The sequence below is a fragment of the Shewanella sp. SP2S2-6 genome (genome assembly GCF_031931965.1).
GTDB classification, from domain to species: Bacteria; Pseudomonadota; Gammaproteobacteria; order Enterobacterales; family Shewanellaceae; genus Shewanella; species Shewanella baltica.
This window is the reverse complement of the sequence record NZ_JAUOEQ010000001.1, coordinates 1-24,404: the sequence shown is the minus strand read 5'-3', so window position 1 is coordinate 24,404 and position 24,404 is coordinate 1. Positions and strand designations below refer to the sequence as shown.

Below are 24,404 nucleotides of genomic sequence, written 5' to 3'. Positions count from 1 at the left end.
TTTTCCTGCATTTTTTACGTTATATTCTGTGTTCATTTGAACAAACTCGCTTATTTTTAAGCCCTTGTGCTTATTTTAAACTTCTTACACCGACTTTAAGTTCATGTAAATGTGCTGAAATGGATACCTAAATGACGATAAACCCAATCAAGAGCACGACGCTTGCGCAATTTGATGCGGCTGAACAAACTGCACTCGCGCAGCTCGCCCTTAAGGTGCAACACGCCTTTGTCACGGGAGCTGGGGGATTTTTAGGTAAAGCGATTTGTTTGAGATTGTTAGCCGCGGGCATTAAGGTCACAGGTTTTGCCCGTGGGCACTATCCCGAACTTGAAGCGCTGGGCGTAGTCATGCTGCAAGGGGATTTAGTCAATAAAGACCAACTGCAACAGGCGATGCAAGGCTGCGATATCGTGTTCCATGTGGCGTCTAAAGCCGGCGTTTGGGGCGATAGGGACAGTTACTTTTGCCCGAATGTGAAGGGCGCCGCAAATGTGATTGCTGCTTGTAAGGCATTAAAAATAAATAAGTTAGTCTACACCAGTACCCCGAGTGTGACCTTTGCTGGGCAGGATGAATCCGGTATAGATGAATCCACTCCCTATGCCACATCCTTCCTTAATTATTATGCCCATTCCAAAGCTATTGCCGAAAAGATGATGCTTGATGCCAATCAAGTGGGTGACATGCCACTTGAGAATCCTGATGTGACTCAATTATCTAGCCAAGTGACGACTCAAGCCACTGCACTCTATGCGTTAAAAACTGTCGCGCTTAGGCCACATTTAATCTGGGGTCCTGGCGATCCCCATCTAGTGCCTAGGGTGCTAGCGCGCGGCCGTTTAGATAAGCTTAAACTGGTTGGCCGTGAAGATAAGCTAGTCGATACCATCTACATAGACAACGCCGCCTATGCCCATGTGCTGGCCGCGCTTGAACTGTGCCAAGCTAAGCCTAAGTGTCAGGGGAAAGCCTATTTTTTGAGTAATGATGAACCCATCACTATGGCCAAAATGCTCAATCTGATTTTGGCCTGCGATGCTTTGCCGCCAGTAACTAAGCGCGTGCCGCAATCTGTGGCCTATGTGGCAGGCGCCGTGTTGGAAACTGTGTATTTTCTGCTAAAGAAGCAAGAAGAGCCCATGATGACGCGATTCGTGGCAAGGCAGTTATCCTGCAGCCATTATTTTGATATCAGCGCTGCCAAGCGAGATTTAGGCTATCGTGCACTTGTCTCTATCAATAAAGGGATGGCAAGACTTAAAGCGTCACTATAGTGTTATTAGGCGTGAGTTTCGGAGTGTGCTTGATATTCAATATGCATGCTCTTATTTGCACTCTTATTGGCACTCTTATTGTGGGCATAGTTTAGCTGGGGACTTATGAGTTGCGGTGATTGTAAAACGGAGATTTTCAGGCAAAAGATTGGTCGCTGCAAACGCTGTATGTGGCAGCTTACGGCCTTGTCGGCTATCGGTTGGCCGCTGTGGTGGTGGCTTTATTATGATGCGCCTAGGGATGTAAACTCGATTGCCTTACTGTTTTTCTGCACCGCTTTTACGGGGTTATTGGCTTTACATCTTATTGTCTTGGCTTACCGTCGCCTTAGAGGCCGAGAGTAAGCCAAGTTTCCTTTCTTTTTTCTTTGACTTAATTTGTTGCTGTGTTCTCGTGCATCATTTTTTTCATTAATGGCGCAAGGGCAAAGAAGACTAACGCCATTACCACACCAATTTGCGCCGAGAAGATAAACAGTTGCTCGTATAGCGCCATCGCACTCGGTACGTCACTTATCACGCCGCCTTGGGTATCAATCGCGGCGAGTTTGTTTAATTCGGCGGCTAAGATTTCAGAGTATGAAGTGCCGAGGAACCAAGCGCCCATCATCAGGCTGACCACGCGTTTTACCGACAGCTGAGTTACGGCTGATAAGCCAATGGGCGACAGCAATAACTCGCCGATTTCTAATACAAAATAAGCCGCGACTAAAAACCAAATACTCACTAAGCCACTGCTTAGCGGCATTTGGATCCCGAGCACTAGCACCATAAAGGATAAACCTGCGAACAAAATGCCGAGTGCGGTTTTAACCGGCTTACTCGGATCGCAATGTTTACGGGCGAGGGCAGGCCAGAGCCAAGCGAAGATGGGCGATAAACTGATCACAAAGAAGGCGCCGAGGAAGGTTAACTGTCCCGCACTCCATTCGAGGCCGAGCATGTTACGGTCCATCACACGGTCCGAAAATGCCACCCAAGAGCCGTAGGTTTGCTCATATAAGCCAAAAAAGATCAAACCCGCAACGATGAACAGCAGTAAGGCCGACATCTGTTGACGTTCAATCGGGTTGCAGTGTTTCACCATAAACCAGCCAATGCCGAGGGCGAGCCCCAGTGAAACTGAGTGCAAAAACCAAATAACTGGACTCACAGCGGGTAATAAACTGCTAATAGAAAGCACAAGGGAGTGGGTTTGAATTAAGCCCCAGACCAGTACTACGCTGCCGATGGCGCTTAAATAAATCCATTGCTCTGTGGTGATGCCAGCGGTTTTCTTTAAAATTCTTGCGGGATCTCTGGGTTCGGCGAAGCCCTGCAAATGTTTCTTACCCCGAATAAACACCAATAAACCCGCTAACATTCCTAAACCTGCCAAACCAAAGCCGTACTTCCAGCCATAGGTTTCACCTAAATAAGCACAAATCAGTGGGGCCAAGGTGGCGCCTAAATTGATGCCAGCGTAGAAAATGGTAAAGCCTGAATCCCGCTTTGGAGATGACTCTGGATACAGCTGACCGACTATGGTGGAAATATTGGGTTTTAAAAAGCCCACTCCGACAATAATTAAGGCGAGGGATAAATAGAATACCTGCAGTGCTTGCTCATCGCGCTGAACTTCACCAGCGACGATAACCGCTTGATGGCCTTCAAAGGCCATGCCTAAGTGGCCGAGGACCAACAAAATACCACCGAAGATCACCGCTTTACGCATGCCGATATAGCGGTCGGCCAATAAACCACCGACCACGGGCATGGCGTACACTAAGGCACCATAAGCACCAATGACGTTATAGCCAAATTCGTCGGTAAACAGATGATATTTAATCAGATAAAGAAACAGTAACGCCTTCATGCCGTAGAAGGAAAAGCGTTCCCACATTTCGGTAAAAAAGCAGACAAACAAGCCCTTAGGATGCCCAAAGAGCATTTCGGGTGGGGGCGAACCCTGTGGGCCTTGCATAGCGTGCGGAGGATGTTGTTCTGTTGACACTTAAGACTCCCATTGCTGGCGCTTCATGCACCAAGCTTCGATTGATTCATTTTATCGTAATGAATTTTATTAATTATTTTTCATTATTAGTGGTTATTGCAGCCTTGTTGATTGCTAAAAGACGCCGCAGTAGCTGCAGTTAATCACACTCGGATGCTATGGAACAGCCAAGGGGCTTGAAACTGATGAATATTTTGTATAACTAACATTTTTAGCCGTTCTTTAAGGCTCGCTATAACAATACTAAGCGGTTAAATTAATTCATTTTCAGTTAAGAAATGAGTGCTAAATAGTGGCCAGAATTCAACTGTGGCAGTTTTATGTTAGCGCCTTTAGCCTTGATTTCGCTGTTGTTCGTCGTTCTATAGAGGGTGTGGCGATTTTGTACTATTTGAGAACATCTTCGTACTCGTTCGAGGCCATTTTCTAAATGAATGTTACGAATGGATGGGGTAGATGATTTGCTTAGGGAAGCGCTGTGATTGACTGTGACCTTATTCTGAGTATAAGTGTAAATAAGTAGCGTAATCATATTGATTATAAAAGAATTTTAATCTTGATAGTTGCATTTTTCATATAGGATTTCACAGTTTATATTTCTACAATGAGTTAATGTCGATCTGCTCAATTGTACTGATTTCGCTCAGCCGTTATGTTGGTTATTAAGGAGACTTATGGAGTTTTTTACCACCCTATTTGTGGGTTACCCGCTTTGGGTTTGGTTGATGTTTTTCGGTTTTGTGCTGGCGTTATTGGCCTTCGATCTTGGCGTACTACACAAGGAACAGCATGAAATTACCGTGGCCGAAAGTTTAAAGCTTTCAGCCTTTTATATCTGTATGGGCTTACTGTTTGGGGCTTGGCTGTGGTGGTACAAGGGCTCAACGGCGGGTATGGAATACCTGACGGGTTATTTGATTGAAAAATCGCTGTCTATGGATAACGTCTTTGTTATCGCCTTAATCTTCAGTAGTTTAGGCATTCCACGTTTATACCAACACAGAGTGCTCTTCTGGGGTATTTTGGGTGTGATAGTGCTACGCGCAATTATGATTGGCCTTGGCGCAGTGCTCGTTGCCCAGTATCAAGGCGTACTTGTGTTATTTGGACTCTTCTTGATTTTCACTGGCGTGAAAATGCTCTTCTCCAATGACGAGCACAGTGATATCCAAGATAATAAGTTTTACAAATGGTTACGCACTAAGATGCGCTTTACGCCGACACTGCATAAGGAGAAGTTCTGGGTACGGGGTGAAGATCATCAGTTATCAAAAGGATGGTGGGCGACGCCGTTATTTTTAGCGTTGATCTTAGTGGAAACCGCAGATTTAGTGTTTGCTGTCGACAGTATTCCAGCCATTTTTGCGATTACCCAAGATCCTTTCATCGTTTATACCTCGAATATCTTCGCGATTTTGGGGCTACGTGCCTTGTATTTTGCCTTGGCGGCTATGGTGCATCGTTTCGAGTACCTTAAATACGCGCTGTCGGTGGTATTAGTGTTTATCGGGGTAAAAGTGGGCTTAGTGTATTTCAATCACGAGGGCATAGTGGACTTTACTATTCCAACCGCACTGTCTCTTGGGGTGACGTTCGGCCTGTTAGTTGCCGGGGTCTTGTTCTCGTTGTGGAAAACGCGCGGCCAAGAAATCGATAAATAGTGAAATAGTTTGCGCGACTCGTGGCGAGTCCAATAACGAATCTCTTGGCCGTTTAGCCCATGCTAAACGGCCTTTTTATATTCTTACTATCCGAATCGTTAAGCTTTATAGAGGATGTTAAAAAATGAGGATATTAAAAATTAGTCTATGCTTACTTTGAGTCGCCGCTGGTGCCGAGACTCACAAAGGGAGTTTTTAGGATTAATACTCTTCAAGGACGACACTATGAAACTTAACATTGCCGCCATACTCATGCTCTCAGTTTGTTCATTGACCACTGTCAGTGCAAAAGCTGCAGACACACAATCAACTGATACAGCATCTAATGTAACTTCCACTTGTACTGGAGCTTACCCCAGTTACTTCCAAGACCCCGCGTTCAATAAAACAGGTATGTGGGACAATCAAGTCATCATCAACCAAGCTTATTCGGGCTGGAAGGGACCTATTTTTAGCTTGAGCGACGCCTATTCGAGTGCGCAGCAAGATAATGCTGCACCTTGGCTTGAATTCAATCCCTTCGATAAAAATTTGAGTGAAAGTGATAAAAATACCCAAGCGTGGAAATACCTTTGGGCTGTGATGAAGTACATCCAAGAGGGAAATATCAACAAAGGTGATATCAGTAAGGACTGGGATCTGTGTAATAACAAGGCACGCTCTTGGTATCATATTCCCTACCAAACCTATGATCCTATGAGTGGACGGGAATTTATCCACGGCTTGACCCGCGAAGCCCCCGTTACTATGGCGATAAAAGGCCAAGGCGATTTGAAAACCACTATGTGGGCGGTGGGTTTTTATAATCCTCAGGCGGCTAATAGCATTGGCAAGGTATGGACGGGAGCGCCGTCACCTGTGATGCCGCAACAGAACTTTGTATTTAATGAAGGCAGTGTGATCGGCAAATTACTGTTCACCACAGCAACGCCCAATAATTATCCTTTCCTCGAAAACGTACCCGTTTGGCAAGCCAATATCAGTGCCAGTGATTTCTGCGAATGTAAAAATGCCGATGGCAGTGCTTGCAGTTTCCAACAGGAAACAGAGCAATGCCCGCGCTCTGTCGCCGATGTGTACTTATTACAGTTTGACATCGCAGTGCGTGACAGCCGCTCGCCCGTGGGCTGGGCCTATGGCACTTTTGTCGCCGATGGTCAGTTTAAAGCGAAAGAGAAAAATCCTTGGGATCGTATCTCTCCACTGGGATTAATGTGGGGTAATGATACGCCGCCTGCCACAGTGGGAGCGGCAGCATTCCCTCAAAACCCAATCACAGGGCTTAAGGATAGCGCTGTATTTCAAGAGGTCGTTGGTCGCTTGAATGAGCACACCAATGCGGGACACTTAGGGTGTAACGGACGTTTAAATGGCCCCGCGGATAACGCATTAAGTAGCTGTTTATCTTGCCATCAAACCGCATCCGTTCCTGATAGCACTAATAATACTCCGGCAATCATGTACCAATTTGCCTCGTATCAAGAGCCGGGCAGTGGTCAATGCTTAACATCGCCCAGCGCCCTCGATTTATCGATTGACCAAGTGTATTTCAAAACCTTTATGTGCTCAGCATCTTTTGTTGGGCCAAGCAACATAGTCCCCGTACCTAAATATGCCCAAGGGCAAAAAGAGTGGATTTCAACTGACTTTTCATTACAGCTCAGCATCAGTCTCACCCAGTGGCAAGAATGGCAAGAAGACCAAGATAACCTGAAAAAGAACATCAAAGTGCGCGTATTCGAGGGCACTTTACCTTCTCGCTAATGTTGAAGTTTATGTAACTAATTGTATTTAGTACGCCATCTCAGATTTGACGGCATATTTCTACTTTTATATTGTATTTCAATAACAAGGGACTCAAATAGAGTCCCTTTTGCTATTTTAGTGATTCACAATATACAGTTTGTTTTTCTGGCTAGCATTCTGTAAGTGCATGAATATCTTGATAACTACTGTAAGGGTTAAGTTTATGTGATAGTTTGTCGGTATTTTGAACTCACAGAAGCAAGAGGGAAGCATGCTGACTATTTCTAATCTCACTAAAACTTATGATAACGGTGTTAAAGCACTTGATGGTGTTGATTTAACGATTTCCAAAGGGATGTTTGGTTTACTCGGACCCAATGGCGCGGGCAAGTCATCACTGATGCGTACCATTGCCGCCCTGCAAAGTGCAGATAGCGGTAGCATAGTGTTTGACGGTATTGATGTTTTAGCCGACCCTCAAGCGCTGCGTAAAACCTTAGGTTATTTACCCCAAGACTTTAATGTATATCCGCGTATTAGCGCCTATGACCTGTTAGATCATTTAGCCATTCTTAAGGGTATTAATCAGAGCAAGCTGCGTAAAGAAGCGGTTGAAGGATTACTGGCTCACACCAATCTTTATCAGCATAAAAATAAAGCCGTGAGTGGTTTCTCTGGCGGTATGCGTCAGCGCTTTGGTATTGCTCAGGCCTTGCTTGGTGATCCTAAGTTATTGATTGTTGATGAGCCTACCGCGGGTCTTGATCCTGAAGAACGTAACCGTTTCCATAACTTGCTGGTGAGTTTAGGCGAGGAAAAAGTGGTGATCCTCTCGACGCATATTGTTGAGGATGTGTCTGAACTCTGCGCCAATATGGCGGTATTAGCATCGGGTAAGATCCTGCTTCAAGGCAATCCTCACCAATTAGTGAGTGAGTTAACGGAAAAAATTTGGACTAAGACAGTGAGTCAAGCGCAGGCGCAGGAGCTCGAAGCGCAATTGCCAGTGATTTCTAAGCGTTTATTCGCTGGCCGCACAGTACTGAATGTGATGGCAGAGACCTGCCCCGAAGGATTTACCCCAGCGACAGCTGGGCTTGAAGATCTGTATTTTTCTACCTTACACAGTCATCGCCGTCAGGCTGCCTAAGGAGATATCAATATGTTGTTATCAATGCTTAGGTTTGAGTGGCGTTATTATTTACGTCAGCCATCCTTTTATGTTGTTTCTTTTCTATTGTTTTTAATGAGTTTTCTATCTGTCGCATCTAACAATATCCAAATTGGTAGTGGCGGCGAGGTGATGAAAAACAGCCCATTTGGTATTACCCAAACTATGTTGATCATGGGATTAATTTCCATGTTTGCTGTGGTGAATTTTGTGGGCAGCACGGCTATCCGCAATCATCAGCATTTGATGGAAGAGCTGATTTATAGCAAACCCCTATCGCCATTTGCATATCAATTTGGCCGCTTTTTAGGCAGCTTTGTGGTGGTGATGATGGTATTTGCGTTTATTCCCATCGGTTTAATGCTCGGTTCCTTTATGCCATGGGTCGATGCGAGCCGCTTTGGGCCTTTTGTGTTATCGAATTATCTCGTTCCGTATTTTTTGCTCGCCATGCCGAGTTTGCTGCTGATCTCCACTCTGTTCTATGCGATGGCAAGTCGTTTTCGTTCCTTAATGGCGCTTTATCTGACTGCAGTGGCTATGTTGGTGCTCTATACCCTAACGGGCGAAATGGCGAGTCAGCCACAATATCGCACCATAGCTGCCTTGCTTGATCCCTTTGCGCTGCGCACTTTTGCCGAAGTGACCCGTTATTGGACCATTAGTGAAAAGAATAACCAGTTAATTGAATTCTCTGGGCTAGTGCTGCAAAACCGCGCGCTATGGTTTGGAATTGCTTGCGTGTTACTGGCTGTTTCCGGGATTTTTCGTCAGCCGAGCTTGACCAAGAAGCGTGAGAAAAAATCTGATAAAGCGGGAATAGTGCCCAGCTTAGTGCCTTTGGCACAATTGGCTATGGCAACTGAACCTAATGGTCGTCAGCAATTTTGGACGCGCGTTAAATTTGAAGTACGCCAAGTGCTGTTTACCGCGCCATTTGTGGTATTAGGCGTGCTGACGATTTTCAACTTAGTCGGCCCCATGTTCGATGATTTTGGTTGGTATGGCACATCTAACTGGCCATTAACCCAAGATATGGTGGATAACATTGCCGGCGCGACGGGGTTATTGATGGTGATAGTGCTGATTTATTACAGCGCAGAAATCGTCTGGCGTGAACGCAGTTCAGGAATGGGGGATATCGTCGACAGCGTTCCCGTATCAAACTTAAGTTTTTGGGGCTCTAAGCTCGTGTCTGTGGTCATAGTGATGACCTTGCTGTACGTGCTCGCCATGTGTACCACCATCGCCTTCCAACTGATAAAAGGCCAAGCCAATCTTGAGATTGCTCAGTACCTTATTCGATTGGGATTTTATTATCTCTTGCCGCTGTTGATGACCGCTGTGCTGGCGTTTTTCCTGCAAGTGCTTAGCCCAAATAAGTACGCAGGTATGGGTTTATTTGTTGCTTATTATCTAACGACGTTTGTCATGGCAAGCTGGGGATTTGGCCATAGCCTGTATAACTTTGGTCAATCGCCAACCTTAACTTACTCCGATATGAACGGCTACGGCTGGGGCTTATTAAGCCATGCACTCTATATGATTTACTGGGGTGCTTTTAGCCTTATCCTGTTTGTTTTAGGTTATGGTTTGTATCATCGCGGACCGCAGCAGAGTCTTAAAACGCGTCTGAGCTTACTGGGCTATCAGCTTGGTTTTAGTGGTAAAGCCATTGTTAGTGTTGCCTTAGTAGTGTTTTTGGGTATGGGTAGTTATTTGTTCTACCAGACCAAAGTGGTGAATCAGTTCCTCACTCAAGATGAGACCACAGATCTGCAAGCCGATTATGAGAAGGCCTTTAGGCAATACCAAGACATGCCGATTTTAGTGACCACTAAGGTCAATGCGAATGTCGATATTTTCCCTGAAGATCGCAAAATTGTCGCTAAGGTGATGTTTGAATGGCAAAACAAGTCGGATAAACCGATCGAGAAGATGCTAGTGCAGTTGCCCGAACACACTCAGGCAGATACGGTAAAAATCAATATTCCTAATGCTAGCTTAGGTGAGTTTGATAGCCGCTATCGCAATACTTGGCTGACCTTTTCGACGCCAGTGCAGCCTGGGCAAGTGGTGCAAGGGGATATCCAACTAGTACGCGAGTCGGTGGGTGTTGCTGAATCTGGCTTTGATATGTCAGTGGTTGAAAATGGCACCTTCATCAATAACTTTGAGCTATTGCCGCTCTTTGGTTATCAAGATGGCTATGAGCTGATGGATCGCCACGAGCGCCAAAAGCGCGATTTAGCCGAAAAAGCACGTGCGAATAAACTTGAAGACAGCCGCTATTACACGCAAAACTTCTTTGGCGTCGATGGCGATTTCATTCAATTTGAAGCCACTATTTCGACAAGTGCTGATCAAATTGCATTAGCACCAGGATATTTGCAAAAACAGTGGCAGCAGGATGGGCGTCAGTATTTCCATTATTCGATGGACAGCCCTATGGTGAACTTCTATGCCATTATTTCGGGCCGTTATCAGGTAGAAAAAACCGAGCATAATGGTGTCGCCGTTGAGGTCTATTACCACGCAGAACACCCTTGGAACGTTGCCCGCATGATAGAGTCAGTTAAAGATTCTATCGATTACTACACACAAGCATTTGGGCCTTATCAGCACAAACAAATGCGGATCATGGAGTTTCCGGGTTACCGTAGTTTTGCACAAAGTTTTGCTAATACAGTGCCTTACTCTGAGCGTATTGGTTTTATCACTGATTTACGCAACGAGGATAATATCGACCCTGTGTATTACGTCACCGCCCATGAAGTGGCGCATCAATGGTGGGGACATCAAGTGGGTGCTGCTGACGTACAGGGTAGCGCTGTGATATCCGAAAGCTTGTCACAGTATTCGGCGCTTATGGTGTTGGAGAAAAAGTACGGCGATAAAATGATCCGTAAATTCTTGAAATATGAATTAGATAGATATTTACGTGGCCGTTCATCCGAGTCCATAAAAGAGATGCCTGTGCTGCGCAGTGAAAATCAGCAGTACATTCATTATCAGAAAGGCTCAGTGGTGATGATGGCGATTAAAGATGTGTTAGGTGAAGCGAAACTCAACGCTAATCTCAAGGCATTTTTAGCGCGTTATCAGTATCGTAACGATCCTTTCCCAACCACATTGGATTTGGTGAGTTACCTTGAGCAAGGGGCAGATGAAGCGCAGGCTCGCTTTATCGATGAGTCTTTTAATGAGATCACGCTCTACGACCTCAGGTTAACCAATGCGGTAATGACGACTCTGCCTGATGGCAAGACGCAAGTTGAGCTGACGGTCTATGCCAGCCGCAAGGTGGCCAGTGGTAAAGGTGAAGAAACCGAACAACCTTTAGATGCCATGATTGATATCGGTGCCTTTAGTGCCGATCCCGATAAGCTGAAGGACGATAAACAGGTGTTATTAATTGAGAAGCACAGACTTGTCAGTGGTGAAAACAAGTTGACGATCACTTTGGCTGATAAACCCAGTTATGTGGGAGTCGATCCCTTTGTGAAACTCATCGACAGAGATGCGAAGGACAATATCTTTAAGTTGTAAATCAGTTATCAAACAAGCTCTTTAAAACCTACGCACTATCCGTCATGAATGACCAGATAGTGCGTTTTTTATGCTCAGCCTTAGTTTATGCCGAAATTAAGCCTCAGCTGATTTTGAAATTAATGCAAATTAGCTTGTTCTTCGCCGCTGTTTTTCCTAATGTGATTGCAAATGATTTTCAATGAGGCGTGTTATGAATACCCATCTGCAGTTACAGGTAAACCATTGGCTTGAAAATGATCCTGACCCTCGCACTCAAACCCAATTACAAACCCTAATTGATAACGGCAATGAAGCCGAACTCGCGGCGCGTTTTGCCGGTCGCTTAGAGTTTGGCACCGCAGGATTACGCGGTGTGGTCGGCGCAGGACCCATGGGGATGAACCGTCTGGTGATCCGTCAAACCTCGGCAGGCCTTGGTGCTTATCTACTTGATCAGATTAAAGATGCCGCCGAGCGTGGTGTGGTGATTGGTTATGATGGTCGCCACGACTCATTCAATTTTGCCCATGATGCGGCGAGCGTGCTGACCGCTATGGGCATTAAGGTGCGCTTAACGTCTAAAGTGGCGCCGACACCGCTGGTGGCCTTTGGGGTGAAACATTTTAATGCGGCAGCAGGCATTGTGGTGACCGCGAGTCATAACCCGCCGCAATACAATGGCTATAAAGTGTATTGGGAGAATGGCGCGCAGATTATTCCGCCCCACGATTCTGGCATTGCCGCGCAAATTGAGCGCGCCGCGAATCAAGCGATTCCGTTTTTAGAACATGATGAGGCGGTAAAACAAGGTAAGTTAATTATTCTGCAGGACGATTTTTACCAAAGCTATCGCCATTGCGTGCAGCAAGCTGAGGTGCTGCAAAACCATACGGCTCCAGAAAAGGTCAGTTTAGCCTATACCGCCATGCACGGCGTGGGCGCTGAAATGGCTGAAACCGTATTGAAAGATGCGGGTTTCACCCAAGTGTATTCGGTAGCCTCCCAGCGCGAACCCGATGGGGATTTCCCGACGGTGAACTTCCCCAATCCGGAAGAAAAGGGCGCGATGGATTTAGTGATCGTCGAGGCGAAAAAACACGGCGCTATGCTCGCCTGTGCCAACGATCCCGATGCCGACCGTTTTGCGGTCGCAGTGCGCCGCGATGATGGCGAATACCAGATGCTAACGGGCGATCAAGTCGGTGTGCTCTTTGGGCATTACTTGTTATCTCACGCTAAAGATAATCAGCGACTTACGGGCACCACGATAGTGTCATCGAGTCTGTTATCTAAGATTGCTCAAGGGTTTGGCACGCAAAGCTTTACCACGCTCACCGGCTTTAAGTGGTTGATGAATGTGGGGATCGCGAAAACGTCCCCTGAGGATCAATTCCTATTTGCCTATGAAGAAGCCCTTGGCTACACAGTTGGGAGCATGGTGTGGGACAAAGATGGCTTGTCGGCGCTGGTGGCATTTGCCCAATTAACTGCCGAGCTAGTGGCGAAGGGGCAAACGATTTGGGACAGACTCGAGCAAATTTACCGTGAGCATGGCTTCCATCTCAATGCGCAGGTGAGTATTGCACTAAAACCTGACACGCCTAATATTGGCGCCTATTTACGCGAACATCCCCCCGTGAAGATTGGTGAGCATGACGTGCTCTCAACCGATGATTTAAAAGCCCTTGAGCGTCGTTTTGCCGATGGTAGCGTTGAGAAAATCGACTTGCCACCGAGTGATGTATTGACCTATTGCTTAGCGGGTGGCGCTCGGGTGATCGTTAGGCCATCTGGTACTGAACCTAAAATTAAGTGCTACTACGAAGTGGTCGAAACTATGGTCGATACAGATACCTTAGCCAGTGCCCAAGCGAGAGCGAGCAAAGCCATGGATGATTTTATTCAGGCGCACCAAGCCAGTTTGCCAAAGTAACGCTTTTAACTGCTAAGCCAAAAACCTCAACATTCACTTTTATTAAAAGGCTACTGACATCATGCTGTCAGTAGCCTTGTTTTATTCTTGTTGTCGCCCGTTAATGATTCAGTCCTGAATTTTATAAATAAGGTTTTGAATCATTGATATTTTTCAACAAGGAGAAAGTGAAAATGTTATCTATTGCACCGTTAGTTTGGGGTGAAATTCCTGTCAGTGACATGAACCGTGCCGTTGCTTTTTATCAGCAGCATTTTGGGGTTGAGTTTAAACGTGACGATATGGAAGACATGGAATATGCGACGATAGTCACCGAAGATGCGAGCGCGGCGAGCATAGGGTTAGTCAAATGCAGCATGAGTCAGCCATCGATGCAAGGCAGCACTGTGTATCTGCATTTTAGCGCACAATTGCAACCTTTAGTGGATAAACTTATCGCAGCAGAGGTGACGATTATCCTGCCAGTCACACCGATAAAAGACGGTGAGTGTGGTTATATCGCGTTATTTGCCGATAGCGAAGGTAACAAAGTGGGTTTATGGTCTAAGGATAAGTAGTCTCGAGTGATTAATGTATTAGCGTCGTGGCCTTAAGGCACGACGCTAAAATCACGCAATTAACTAAAGTATGGGTTTAGATTTCTATGGAAGAAACAAAGATGGACGTGGTTTATATTGATGCTCGACCGCTACTTGGGCTGAGCACCCGCACGAACAATCGGGCCGAAATGTGCGCCGATAGCGCTAAAATTGGCAGTTTATGGCAAGCCTTTTTTGAATCATCACAGCTCACCGCCATGCTCAATTCGCCCATGTATGGCGTGTATTATGACTATGAGTCAGACATGAATGGCGAGTTTGCTGTGCTGGTGGGCAAGGCAATTGATGCCCCTGTTGAGGCAAACTACTTCACGTCGCTGGATCTTGAAGCCGGTAAATACCTTAAATTCACCGGTCAAGGTGACATGCCCCAGTGTGTTATCGATCTTTGGGGACAAGTGTGGGGCTATTTTAGTGCTAACGATTGTCCGCATCAGCGCCGTTATCAAACTGATTTTGAAGTCTATCTCAGCGCCACTGAGGTTGAGATTTATATCGGGATTTTATGATTTAAATCGTAAACTATCACTCAAGTGAGTATCGGGATATGTCAGTGATTTATGTAAACTCACAATGCTTAATCAACTGATAGGCAGATAAAGGATTAAATCAGAGTCAATGCGCCGCGCCGACCGCCTATTTCAAATAGTGCAAATTCTTAAACATAAACGCCTGACCACAGCCCAAGAGTTGGCTGAACGGTTAGAGGTGTCCACGCGCACGATTTACCGTGACGTGCAGGATTTGTGTCTAAGTGGCATTCCCATTGAAGGGGAGGCGGGTGTCGGCTATTTGTTGCGCCACGAGGTCAATGTTCCGCCCTTGATGTTTAACGAAGCCGAACTCGAAGCGATTCAAGTTGGCATGCGTATGGTGCAAACTTGGGGTGGCAAGGAGCTTGGTAGCGCCGCGAGGCAGGCGATGATTAAAGTCGAAGCCGTATTACCAAAACGACTACAAGCCTATCAATCCTTGATGTTTTCACCGGATTTTTATCTCGACTCCAATGAGTTTCAATTCCTCGATCCGCTGCGTAACTCAGCTCAGCGCCGCGAATACGTCAAACTCTTCTATCAAGATGTCAAACTCGATGTCACCGAGCGTGAAGTTAGGCCACTCGCCATCTATTTTTGGCGTGGTACTTGGACCTTACTGACATGGTGTGAGCTGCGTTCGGCCTTTCGTAATTTCAGGGTTGATCGCATTACAGGCCTTGTGCGGTTGAACCGTCATTTTGAACAAGCTCCTGGTCAAGAGCTGGAAGATTATATTTGCCTGATGGATGAACATGCGAAGGCGCGAGCCGAAGCAAAAGAAAAGCCACTCGAATGAGTGGCTTTTTAATACATTTCTAATTTGCTAGTTGTATCTAGATCTCTCTGATACTCGTGTCAGAGCTGTCATTAAGAGCCTAAGCTCACCATTTTAATTGTTTAACATGACTTCGCTTGATTGCGAAATATTCAGTTTTTTGATTAAACCATCTTCATCATTATTTTGGATTTCGCCGACGGCAACTTGAATATTACGACTCAGTCCTAATTTTTGAGCGCTTTTAGGACGATTAGCAATGTCTTCATCCGTTAGCGGATAGGATTCACTGGCATCGATATTAAATTGACTCGAATCGATTGCGGTAAATTTACCGCTGATTGGTGCGCCATGTTGTCTAACTATATTCGCCAATTGCCACTCAAAGCCACTTTTTGACTGTGCCGAATTAATCGCTGCAGGCCAATCCCAAACACCATAACCGTTTATATCTTGATGAAGATATTGATCGACTAAGGCTTCTGGCCCATTAAGATTATTCGCATTCGCTCCGCCAAAAGTGTAAGGGAAGTTAGGTCTGTTTGTCGGGTGATTAATATGTGCATTACCTCCCCATTTTAAGAAGTTCTCATATTTTATATCGTACATCATATATAAACTTGAGGTGTATGGGACATCCGCCTTTTGTTTAAACAGAGTGATTGAGATATAACGTTTGCTGCGAGGCGGCATAATTGCTCGGTACTGCGCCTGACTAGAAATCGTTGTACTTTTGCCGTCGGTTTCACTCCAACCTTGGCTGGCGGAAAATTCGGCACTGATTTCAGAACTCGCTCCACCTATTCCTGGAATACCCACTTCATATTTATTGGTTACGCCAATTTTCTCGGAGAAAGAGAAATTATCGGTTTTGGCCCAGCTAGTGGTGTAATCATAGTTTAGGGTGGCTACACCGGTATCTTCGGTATCTCCCCAGTTGTAAATTACCACGGGAGCGGTATAAATAGCTTCACGATCATAAACTTGAGGTGAACCTAACTTTAGGTTTTGAGGATTAGTCACGAAATGGATATTTTGTAAATTCACCTTCAAACGTTCATTCGCTCTGTAGCCGCTTGCATAAGGATCATTGCCGTTATAGCGGGCTTTAAGACTGTATTCGTTGCTCGATTCTCTTCTGACTTCGATGTCTTCACCAACATACTGGGATGCCGTACCGCCAGCCCATGCATATCCAAGATGGTGTCCCAAGGAGAATAACGAGCTGATAAACGAGGGATCGTTAATCGCATCATTTTTAAGCGAATCTAGATCAGGGGCAGCGTGTTCTACCATTGACAGTTTTGGAATAGTATTCGGAATAGCAGCTTCGGCCAACAAAGAAACAGTTCCAAGTGCGGTTAAACAGGATAAAGTTAATATACTCAGGCTAGATTTTGTTCTCATGATTGTTCCTTTATTATTAATAAAATACGTCCTTTCATTGAGAGCGCCGATGGCAATTATATGTAGTCCTAAATCATATAAATAATCATTACTGCTAGGCACATCTAAAAACTAGCACTTTTATTTTTATTAAACAAAGTAAAATTAGATTAATTTAAATGGTGTTCAATTTAGGTTAAAAGTGTTAATTATTTTATTTTTAAACGGTATTTTAAACTTTATAATATAGTGTATTTACTTTAATTTTTAATGGGTGGATTTTTGTGCGTGGATTAATATTAATGGCATGGCGTATTTAATATTTATGCTGAATTTTTTTGTGAAAAACTTTTTAAATGGACTCTTTGTGCCGAGATTTATATCAATAGTAATACCGAGAGTGATATCGAAAGCTATATCGAGATAAATACTGTAATAGATACAGTAAATAACATGTTTGAGCGAAAGTCTTTAGGCAATGAATAGTGTGAATATGGCTAGGTTAAGTATTTTCTCTTTGTGGTTTGAGTCTTTGTTATTGCAGACAAATCTCATCTCTCTCCATTATCGTCGATGTATGAAAGGCCGTTAAAGTCGCTACTGTTTTTGTAGAGCCATAAGGGCATAGAGACATGAAGATTGTGGAAGATAAAGATAATGTGAAAATGATTTTCTAAGAGACGACGTCTCAGATGGGATGAGATTGTGTAAAAGAGTCGTAGAGGCGGTTAAGTGATTGATGCAAGAGCCAGTGCCGCTGCTGGGCACTGACTCTTTGTTTACTTAATGTTGTTTGCTTAATGGATAAAGAAAAACAGTCCCATACTCAACACTGTGGTCAGCAAGGTGTTACGGGTCACGAGCGCGAGTATCGTCGCGACCACGGCGCAGATGAGATAGCTGTTGTCTAAGCTGAGATCGAGCTGACCTTCTTGCACAAACACTATGGGCGCGAAGATAGCGGTCAGTACTGCAGGGGCTGAGTAACTTAAAAAAGTTTGGGTGCCCTTACTTAATCGCAGCGGTAATTTAGGTTCGAGCAGTAAATGACGACTAATAAACACAACCGCTGCCATTGAGAAAATCATTAACCAAATCATGCTTTTTCTCCTGATGCAGATTTTGTTTCAATCTCAGTTTCGGTCTGACTTTCAGTCCCAGTGCCTATGTCAGCCTCTGTCTGGGCCTGTGTGTTTGCAAGCTCAGTTGCGGATTGTTCTGCGCGTTCCGCTTCCTTGGTCACTTTGGCGTAAAGTACGCCAGTTGTCATTCCGGCTATGGCTGCGATCAGTAATCCCGCTTGAATTTCAAACAAGGCGCATACCACAGCGAGAGTGAGCGAGACTAATACACAGACGAGAATCGACGGCTTTTTTACCGTGGGCACGACCAGTGCGATAAAGGTGGCGGCGATGGCGAAATCGAGCCCAAGTTCGCCTAAATTCTCGATAGCATTGCCCGCCACTATGCCAAGCAAGGTCGCTATGTTCCAGCCGATATAAAAACTCAAGCCGCCGCCAAGGGCGTACCAGCGATCGAACTTATGCAACTTGCCTTGATTGGCGATGGCAAACAGTTCATCTGTGAGCAAAAAGCCCAATGTCAGGCGCCACTTTAATGGCAAGGGACTGATTTGACTACGCATCGCCATCGCATATAACAGATGGCGCGAGGTGATGAGTAGCGTCGTAATTAAGATACTCCACAGACCAATACCGGCTTTGACCATGCCGAGCGCCACTAACTGAGCCGCGCCCGCGAAGATAATGGCTGACATGGCTTGGCTTTCAATGGGCGTGAGCCCAACCTCAATGGCGAAGGAGCCCGCTAAAATTCCCCAAGGAACCACTGCTATTGTCAGCGGCATCATGGCCAAGGTGCCTTTTAAAAAAGCCTTGGCTTTTGTGGGATTCGCGGGAGAAACATCAGATTCTATAAGCTTGTCGGTTGTCACTTTGGCTCCTAAAAATAGCGGCGACGCGAGGATCGCTGTTAAACAATGAATGCTTGGATAAGGTCTGCTTGCTCTGTTATTACCGCTCAGTTACGACTATTTCTTAGAGACTAGTGTTTAGTTATGGCAGACCTGTTATTAGCGGCCTGTTATTAGGGATAGTAAGCAAGCTGAGCATGGCAGATTAACCTAAAGTGGTTGTTTAGGCTTGGATAATATTGCGGCCTATTTCTTTGGCAAATTGTCCTGGGGTTACGCCGACGGTCTTTTTAAAATGCCGATTCAAATGGCTTTGATCGTGAAAACCACAATCGAGGGCGACATCGAGCAGCCGTGTGCCTTGCTTGATTTTGCCCTTGGCCAGTCTGACTCTGGCCTGAATTTGGTAAGCGTGGGGCGGTAAGCCGTAATAGCGCTGAAATTGCTTGAGTAAATAATAGGGGCTTAATCCCGCAAGCGTTGCCAGCTCTTCAAGGGAAATATCGGCCGCAGGATGATCGTCGATAAAGGATTTCACCAGCGCTAATGCAGGCTTAGCGACTGCCGCGAGATTGTCGCTTGGGCGATGTTTGCCATGGCGTGCCATTAACTGCATTAGGCTTGAATAGACTAAGCTTTCACGCAGTAAGCGATTATCCGATGTATCTAAGGTATTAAAGGTGAGGCGCAGCAGTTCGGCTAATTCAGGATCGTACACTACGGGATCTGGGAAATAGGGCGCTCCGCTGTTTGCTAGCTCACTGTTTATATTGGCAAACTGCGCGGGTACTGGATACATGGCACGATAGGACCAACCGCCCTCGGTGGCGCTACAGCCATTATGCACTTCATCGGCGTTGATGAGAATGATGCTGTGCTTTGGCGCCACATGGTTGCCACCGGTGCGATAAAAACGCTGCGCACCCGCTTCAATCACGCCTACTGTGTAACCTTCGTGGGTATGCCGACTAAAATTTTGTTTATGGTATTGGGCATTGAGTAACTCGAGGCCACCTAATTCATCGGCAATCTGGTAGGCCGCATGTTCTGTGTTCATCAAGCCTCCTTTCTTGAATGGATGAATGGGCGGGTTGTACCTGATAGTAACCCAGAAATCCTCAGCGCTTTTGTACAAAATTGCGCATATTGGATTTTGTTCTGCGCTTAATGGTGGTTTCTTAATGTTTGTTGCTTATTGCTGTCGCTTGAGATTTTTCATCAAGCTTGCTCGCGACCCGCTTGTCTTAGGTCGCTTGCTTTAATTGACTCAGATCAGCGCCCGCGATGGCGTGTAGGTGCTGAGTGATTTTTTCTATCGGCCAATCCCACCAAGCGATGGTAACGAGCTCATCTATCACATCTTGCTCGAATCTCAGCTTGATGACAGTGGCAGGATTACCGCCAACAACAGCGTAGGGCGGTACATCTTTTGTTACCACGGATTGACTGGCAACAATGGCGCCGTGGCCAATTTTTACCCCAGGCATGATAGTGGCGTTATAACCAATCCACACATCGTTACCGATACAGGTGTCGCCTTTATGGGGTAAATCGGTGGGATCTGGCATTACCTTTTCCCAGCCATTGCCAAAGATATAAAAGGGATAAGTCGAGAAGCCTGACACTTGATGATTGGCGCCATTCATAATGAATTTCACGTCTTTCGCAATAGCGCAGAATTTACCGATAATCAGTTTATCGCCAATAAAGTCAAAGTGATAAAGCACATTCGACTCGAACCTTTCAGGCCCCGCAGGATCGTCATAGTAGGTATAATCGCCGACAATAATGTTCTCGCGAGTAATAAAGTTTTTAAGAAAGCCAACCTGAGGGAAGCCTTTCATTGGTTCTCTATCGATAGGGTTTGGGCCTAATTGCGGGTGAGTGTGGGTACTTGGCATGAATACCTCCGTGCTTAAAAGAGTTGTTTACTAGGGTAATGCATTGTCTTTTTTGAATCGTCGTACTTTGGTACGTATATTCTTCATCGGGGAGTAAGTGTTGAACTGGATCATACGGCCCAGAGTCCATTTATCGTACCAAGTTATGCCGTACAGTTGCTGATCACTGAGACTCGCAATCAGCGTTGACAATTTTTCCATTGTCATTTCATATTCATCAAGTAAATCAGTATATTGCCATTGGCTATATTCATGATGAAATCGCTCTGCTAATAATCCCAGTTGATTCCATTTATAACCCGTATCGGGAAAATCAACGGGGAGTGCTTGCGATGTTAACTCGTACCATTTGAGCACTAATTTACCCCAGCCAATAAGGTAAGCGACTGTATCACTTACACTAATTTGTGTACCTTTGATGTTTCCTTCTATGCTGCACACACGGGACATTTGGGCTGGGATTGAGCGATAGTCTGCCATCAATTTTTGGAAAACTGACTGAATAGCCAATTCAAGTTCTTGTTTTGATTGGGGTATAGATGACATCACGACCTCGTCTATATTAGATGCTTAGTCTGAGTTTCACATCGTCCATTGGGCAGTTTAGTATTCACCTGTCACAATAAGCTCTTGTTCAATAGATTCAACCACTAAGGCAAGCGTAGTTTTGTCTCGCTTAAAGCCGACAGAGCAAATTGCCATCGCGCCGCTACCACAGGTGATTTCAGGGTAAGCTTCTGTCATTGGCGTTTCATCTTCTGCTACGGGCGCTAATACCCAGCCAGCAGCCAATAAACTTGATTTCACCTCAGCATACTTTTTACCCCATAACGCGCTGGTGTCCTGTGCTTGAGTAAAACCAGACCATGCACCAAGGCTTAGCATGAGCAGTGGTAGAATGATTTTTCGCATATAAAGCTTTAAGTTCCTATGTGGTTTCGGTTGGTCGCTTAGCGCTTGTGAGCGTGTTAACAGCATATATTATTTATGGTCCCTCTGCGCATTATCCCTATGTGCATTAGTTGAGGGAATTATGGCTGTTCTTGTTTATTCGTTTTTCCCAATATTTTTCATACAGTATCTGTGTTGATATAAAAATAATAACGAACACCCCCGTATCAATAATAAATTTCAATGGCTCCAAAGGGTCGCTAAAAATATCGTAGTGAAAATCGAAGTATTTGAATAATAATTTTGAGCCAATAAAAGCAAAGATAAAAGAGGTAAAGAACTTCAATGGTTTTTCCTTAAAATATGTTGATAATTTAACCATTCTTTTTGGCGCGTTTGTACTCTTGTTGGGATTGATAAATTCCCAGAATGATCAGGCCAAATACGAAATAGAACATTTTTTGCGCTGAAAACTCGATTGTCAGCGTAGGATGTTCTAGGTGGCGGTATAGAATACTGTGAGAAATTACCTCTGTTATCGTCAGAATAAATGGATAGCTAATTAATGCGATAGACGATATTTTTGCGAATTTGTACGTTTGAGGTTGTTTAATGAATTTTGCAATAAATAGTAACCCAAATGATAGCGTCAGATTGCTTATCCATAAAATAGCCGCCGTAATTCGTACTTGAGTATGACTGGCTTGTTCCGCATCGGGATAAACCTCTAATATCTCCTGCAAGTAGCTTGCTGGGCTCACTAATCCCCAAACAGGGTAAAGGCATAGCAGCACGGCAGTGAGCATTAAAATATATCTGATAAACATCCTTTTTCTCCGACAGATTCTGCTTAGAAAGCTATATTTGTTATACGAATTATTACCTTAGCATTGTTTTTTACAAGTGGCGATGCTTTAGCTAAAACTAAATTATTGTGACAAAATCCTTGTTGTTGGATTGCATACTATTTTTTAGGCGCCAACAGCAGAATAGATAAGTAGCAAAGATAGCGGGATCGAAAATAGACCAATTAAACGGAATTTATTGTTGAAGTATTGAGCAGACCATAGCGCAAACTTTCTATGTAACCTTGGATGTGTTAATGCCAAGCCCATTCCGACACAGAACAACACAATACCTATCGCAAAAATGGTCTGTGGAAACTGAGTATCGGTTGAGTAATGGGTAAAAATGAGACCCGCAATAATTCGGCTGGTCACCTCAGCAATATGGAAGTAGGGCTGCTCGCTAAATGAAATAATCCCCTTAGAGAAAGACGCAGGTTTTACAACCATCACTAGACTTAATAACAACATCAGTAAACCAAAAGCTGCAATAAAGTACATAGTCGTTCCTTGATATAGTGATGTTTTGATGTTGAAACTATAAATCCAGCGACACAATTAAGCACTCTCATTCCAGTGACACGCTCTGCTTAAAAAATAAAAGTCATCCCAGAGGGTCGACGGCGGCATCTACTGCATATGGATGCGCGAATGCCACGGTCACATGGTCAATTATGTTCCCGACATAATAGTGATCTTCCCCATATCCCTATGGGTCAGATATGAATGAGCGGCCATGCCGCCAACGGCCACTTCCATAAGAGTGCTTAATTTCGTTAATTCCTGCGTACCTTTTTAGCCAGTTCCCACACTATCAGTTTCCCTTTTCAAGTCGGTACATCAGGGCATATATTCACTTTTAACCTTAAAAATATGTAGGTGTCCTTACTCTTTTTATTTTTTTGAGGCTATAAGTCCGTCTTTACAATTAAGCACTTTCATTCCAGTGACACGCCATTAACTCATCCCTGAGGGCTCGACGACGGCATCCATGCCGTCAACGGTCACTTCCATGAGAGTGCTTAATTTCGTTAACCTTGGTGTACCTTTTAGCAAGTTTTTACACAATTAACATTCAATTTAAAATAGGTCTTTAGATGGGGCTTTGCATTTTTGAAGCTTAGAAATATGTCCTCACTATTACTTAATGGTTACTTTTCTAGATACAGGTTTGGACAAATGTATATACGCGTTTTTTCCTTATGGTGAATTTAATAGAAAACTGATAAGTTCTAGTAATACAGTTAGTTATGAAATGCACTATTTAAAGGTTTGCCCACTAATGACAATCAATATAGTAAAACCTTTTGAATCTTGGAACTGTGACGTTGTCATGAAGACAACTCCTTACAGGGGTAAGTGTAACCCGTTCAGGGAAGCCGTTCTTAATCCACCATTGAGAACACAATATTGGAACGAAATCACATGAGTGAGCAATCTTTTACGTCCAAACTACGGGCTATTTTTGAAGAGCGTCGCGGTACACACGTATCAAGCTATGATCCAACTGAACTCGCAGCTATTTTGACCGAGCGACAGCTTTTCCCGCAACTAAATGAGATTCCAGAACTCACTAATTTACTTGCGATGTATTCTGGGTTTCATACTAGCCTGATGCCCATTCCGCATGTGCTACCGGCGGTCATATCAAAGATTCTCTCCACGCAGTCAGCAAACACGATATTGGATCCTTGCGCAGGCGTAGGTTCTCTTTTAGCCATTGCGCGACAGGCAACTTCAGCAAAGCGGTGCATCGGTTACAACTCAAGTAGGTCGGAGGGGGAGCTGGGAAAGACGCTATTTCCCGAGGCTGAATGGTTTATTGGCCAAGCTTTGGAATTACTGCCTCATCACGAAAACAATTTAGATGTAGTTATCAGCTTGCTACCTTTTAGTGTACCAACCAATGAATCAATTCAATTGCTGGACACAGCAGGAAACCAGATAGAGTTAAAGGGCGACCTTGGGAATTTAATTCTTGCTGCGGCGATGGCTCGGCTTTCCGAGAACGGTGTGGGGCTTTTCGTTGTTCCTCCTTCGTTCTTTCATTCCACTCGCTCAATTATTAAGCACATCCCATACTTGGGATTTAGTTTAGATGCTGCACTTTTTCTTCCTCCTGGATCCTTTTCGCCATACACATCTATTGGGTCTTACCATTTAGTTGTGAAAAAAGGATTAAAAAAAAGGATGTTTGTTGGTGAGTTAACTAACGACCATCATACT

The 24,404-nt window shown here is 44.7% G+C and carries 21 protein-coding genes; 11 read left to right on the top strand and 10 right to left on the bottom strand.

Going from position 1 to position 24,404, the window contains the following annotated elements:
• Nucleotides 1-131: 131 nt before the first annotated feature.
• Nucleotides 132-1,277 (top strand): 2-alkyl-3-oxoalkanoate reductase, encoded by a 1,146-nt coding sequence (gene oleD / locus Q4Q57_RS00105; RefSeq protein ID WP_311889177.1) that lies wholly within the window; start codon nt 132-134, stop codon nt 1,275-1,277.
• 105 nt (nt 1,278-1,382) lie between these two features.
• Complete coding sequence (locus tag Q4Q57_RS00100) at nt 1,383-1,622, top strand: DUF3624 domain-containing protein (protein WP_259483168.1); 240 nt, start codon at nt 1,383-1,385, stop codon at nt 1,620-1,622.
• Nucleotides 1,623-1,650: 28 nt separating this feature from the next.
• On the opposite strand, the gene Q4Q57_RS00095 is transcribed toward Q4Q57_RS00100, so the two are convergent.
• Nucleotides 1,651-3,270, bottom strand: coding sequence for a peptide MFS transporter (locus Q4Q57_RS00095; protein ID WP_311889176.1), 1,620 nt, complete (start codon nt 3,268-3,270; stop codon nt 1,651-1,653).
• A gap of 674 nt (nt 3,271-3,944) precedes the next feature.
• On the opposite strand from Q4Q57_RS00095, the gene Q4Q57_RS00090 reads away from it, so the two are divergent.
• The 8 genes from Q4Q57_RS00090 to Q4Q57_RS00055 all read left to right on the top strand — a co-directional run bounded on the left by Q4Q57_RS00090 (nt 3,945) and on the right by Q4Q57_RS00055 (nt 15,243).
• Complete coding sequence (locus Q4Q57_RS00090; RefSeq protein WP_012588062.1) at nt 3,945-4,931, top strand: TerC family protein; 987 nt, start codon at nt 3,945-3,947, stop codon at nt 4,929-4,931.
• A 225-nt stretch (nt 4,932-5,156) separates the two neighbouring features.
• Nucleotides 5,157-6,695: a hypothetical protein gene (locus Q4Q57_RS00085; protein WP_311889174.1), complete on the top strand. Its 1,539-nt coding sequence runs from the start codon at nt 5,157-5,159 to the stop codon at nt 6,693-6,695.
• 253 nt (nt 6,696-6,948) lie between these two features.
• Nucleotides 6,949-7,827 carry an ABC transporter ATP-binding protein gene (locus Q4Q57_RS00080; RefSeq protein WP_259483164.1) on the top strand — a complete coding sequence of 293 codons (879 nt, stop codon included), beginning with the start codon at nt 6,949-6,951 and terminating at the stop codon, nt 7,825-7,827.
• 12 nt (nt 7,828-7,839) lie between these two features.
• Entirely contained in the window at nt 7,840-11,397 is a 3,558-nt protein-coding gene (locus Q4Q57_RS00075) for a M1 family aminopeptidase (protein WP_311889172.1), read from the top strand.
• Nucleotides 11,398-11,590: 193 nt separating this feature from the next.
• The gene (locus tag Q4Q57_RS00070; RefSeq protein WP_311889171.1) at nt 11,591-13,312 is read left to right on the top strand and encodes a phospho-sugar mutase; all 1,722 of its coding nucleotides are present in this window, start codon (nt 11,591-11,593) and stop codon (nt 13,310-13,312) included.
• A 173-nt stretch (nt 13,313-13,485) separates the two neighbouring features.
• The gene (locus Q4Q57_RS00065) at nt 13,486-13,869 is read left to right on the top strand and encodes a VOC family protein (RefSeq protein ID WP_006081088.1); all 384 of its coding nucleotides are present in this window, start codon (nt 13,486-13,488) and stop codon (nt 13,867-13,869) included.
• 101 nt (nt 13,870-13,970) lie between these two features.
• Nucleotides 13,971-14,420: a GyrI-like domain-containing protein gene (locus Q4Q57_RS00060; protein ID WP_311889476.1), complete on the top strand. Its 450-nt coding sequence runs from the start codon at nt 13,971-13,973 to the stop codon at nt 14,418-14,420.
• Nucleotides 14,421-14,529: 109 nt separating this feature from the next.
• Nucleotides 14,530-15,243, top strand: a complete 714-nt coding sequence (locus tag Q4Q57_RS00055) for a helix-turn-helix transcriptional regulator (protein WP_006081090.1) — start codon at nt 14,530-14,532, stop codon at nt 15,241-15,243.
• A 93-nt stretch (nt 15,244-15,336) separates the two neighbouring features.
• On the opposite strand, the gene Q4Q57_RS00050 is transcribed toward Q4Q57_RS00055, so the two are convergent.
• The 9 genes from Q4Q57_RS00050 to Q4Q57_RS00010 all read right to left on the bottom strand — a co-directional run bounded on the left by Q4Q57_RS00050 (nt 15,337) and on the right by Q4Q57_RS00010 (nt 22,679).
• A complete protein-coding gene (locus tag Q4Q57_RS00050; protein ID WP_311889167.1) occupies nt 15,337-16,629 on the bottom strand; it encodes an aerolysin family beta-barrel pore-forming toxin in 1,293 nt (430 codons plus the stop codon).
• Nucleotides 16,630-17,405: 776 nt separating this feature from the next.
• Nucleotides 17,406-17,708, bottom strand: coding sequence for an AzlD domain-containing protein (locus Q4Q57_RS00045; RefSeq protein WP_006085337.1), 303 nt, complete (start codon nt 17,706-17,708; stop codon nt 17,406-17,408).
• The gene (locus Q4Q57_RS00040; protein WP_311889161.1) at nt 17,705-18,562 is read right to left on the bottom strand and encodes an AzlC family ABC transporter permease; all 858 of its coding nucleotides are present in this window, start codon (nt 18,560-18,562) and stop codon (nt 17,705-17,707) included. The genes Q4Q57_RS00045 and Q4Q57_RS00040 overlap by 4 nt, the downstream gene beginning before the upstream one ends.
• Before the next feature lie 202 nt (nt 18,563-18,764).
• The gene (locus tag Q4Q57_RS00035; protein ID WP_311889160.1) at nt 18,765-19,598 is read right to left on the bottom strand and encodes an AraC family transcriptional regulator; all 834 of its coding nucleotides are present in this window, start codon (nt 19,596-19,598) and stop codon (nt 18,765-18,767) included.
• A 187-nt stretch (nt 19,599-19,785) separates the two neighbouring features.
• Entirely contained in the window at nt 19,786-20,442 is a 657-nt protein-coding gene (locus Q4Q57_RS00030; RefSeq protein ID WP_311889158.1) for a Vat family streptogramin A O-acetyltransferase, read from the bottom strand.
• 30 nt (nt 20,443-20,472) lie between these two features.
• A complete protein-coding gene (locus tag Q4Q57_RS00025) occupies nt 20,473-20,988 on the bottom strand; it encodes a ClbS/DfsB family four-helix bundle protein (protein WP_311889157.1) in 516 nt (171 codons plus the stop codon).
• A gap of 57 nt (nt 20,989-21,045) precedes the next feature.
• Entirely contained in the window at nt 21,046-21,354 is a 309-nt protein-coding gene (locus Q4Q57_RS00020; protein WP_311889156.1) for a hypothetical protein, read from the bottom strand.
• Between the two features lie 353 nt (nt 21,355-21,707).
• Nucleotides 21,708-22,160: a hypothetical protein gene (locus Q4Q57_RS00015; protein WP_063883168.1), complete on the bottom strand. Its 453-nt coding sequence runs from the start codon at nt 22,158-22,160 to the stop codon at nt 21,708-21,710.
• Between the two features lie 144 nt (nt 22,161-22,304).
• On the bottom strand, nt 22,305-22,679 hold the full coding sequence (locus tag Q4Q57_RS00010) for a hypothetical protein (protein ID WP_259511342.1): 375 nt from the start codon (nt 22,677-22,679) through the stop codon (nt 22,305-22,307).
• Nucleotides 22,680-23,603: 924 nt separating this feature from the next.
• Between Q4Q57_RS00010 and Q4Q57_RS00005 the strand changes: the two genes are divergently transcribed.
• A partial coding sequence (locus Q4Q57_RS00005; RefSeq protein ID WP_311889155.1) for a hypothetical protein occupies nt 23,604-24,404 on the top strand: 801 nt, incomplete at its 3' end.

Bases quoted from the DNA above. Each gene is read 5' to 3' on its own strand.
- oleD (WP_311889177.1), top strand. From the start codon at position 132: ATGACGATAAACCCAATCAAGAGCACGACGCTTGCGCAATTTGATGCG.
- Q4Q57_RS00100 (WP_259483168.1), top strand. From the start codon at position 1,383: ATGAGTTGCGGTGATTGTAAAACGGAGATTTTCAGGCAAAAGATTGGT.
- Q4Q57_RS00090 (WP_012588062.1), top strand. From the start codon at position 3,945: ATGGAGTTTTTTACCACCCTATTTGTGGGTTACCCGCTTTGGGTTTGG.
- Q4Q57_RS00085 (WP_311889174.1), top strand. From the start codon at position 5,157: ATGAAACTTAACATTGCCGCCATACTCATGCTCTCAGTTTGTTCATTG.
- Q4Q57_RS00080 (WP_259483164.1), top strand. From the start codon at position 6,949: ATGCTGACTATTTCTAATCTCACTAAAACTTATGATAACGGTGTTAAA.
- Q4Q57_RS00075 (WP_311889172.1), top strand. From the start codon at position 7,840: ATGTTGTTATCAATGCTTAGGTTTGAGTGGCGTTATTATTTACGTCAG.
- Q4Q57_RS00070 (WP_311889171.1), top strand. From the start codon at position 11,591: ATGAATACCCATCTGCAGTTACAGGTAAACCATTGGCTTGAAAATGAT.
- Q4Q57_RS00065 (WP_006081088.1), top strand. From the start codon at position 13,486: ATGTTATCTATTGCACCGTTAGTTTGGGGTGAAATTCCTGTCAGTGAC.
- Q4Q57_RS00060 (WP_311889476.1), top strand. From the start codon at position 13,971: ATGGACGTGGTTTATATTGATGCTCGACCGCTACTTGGGCTGAGCACC.
- Q4Q57_RS00055 (WP_006081090.1), top strand. From the start codon at position 14,530: ATGCGCCGCGCCGACCGCCTATTTCAAATAGTGCAAATTCTTAAACAT.
- Q4Q57_RS00050 (WP_311889167.1), bottom strand. From the start codon at position 16,629: ATGAGAACAAAATCTAGCCTGAGTATATTAACTTTATCCTGTTTAACC.
- Q4Q57_RS00045 (WP_006085337.1), bottom strand. From the start codon at position 17,708: ATGATTTGGTTAATGATTTTCTCAATGGCAGCGGTTGTGTTTATTAGT.
- Q4Q57_RS00035 (WP_311889160.1), bottom strand. From the start codon at position 19,598: ATGAACACAGAACATGCGGCCTACCAGATTGCCGATGAATTAGGTGGC.
- Q4Q57_RS00030 (WP_311889158.1), bottom strand. From the start codon at position 20,442: ATGCCAAGTACCCACACTCACCCGCAATTAGGCCCAAACCCTATCGAT.
- Q4Q57_RS00025 (WP_311889157.1), bottom strand. From the start codon at position 20,988: ATGTCATCTATACCCCAATCAAAACAAGAACTTGAATTGGCTATTCAG.
- Q4Q57_RS00020 (WP_311889156.1), bottom strand. From the start codon at position 21,354: ATGCGAAAAATCATTCTACCACTGCTCATGCTAAGCCTTGGTGCATGG.
- Q4Q57_RS00015 (WP_063883168.1), bottom strand. From the start codon at position 22,160: ATGTTTATCAGATATATTTTAATGCTCACTGCCGTGCTGCTATGCCTT.
- Q4Q57_RS00010 (WP_259511342.1), bottom strand. From the start codon at position 22,679: ATGTACTTTATTGCAGCTTTTGGTTTACTGATGTTGTTATTAAGTCTA.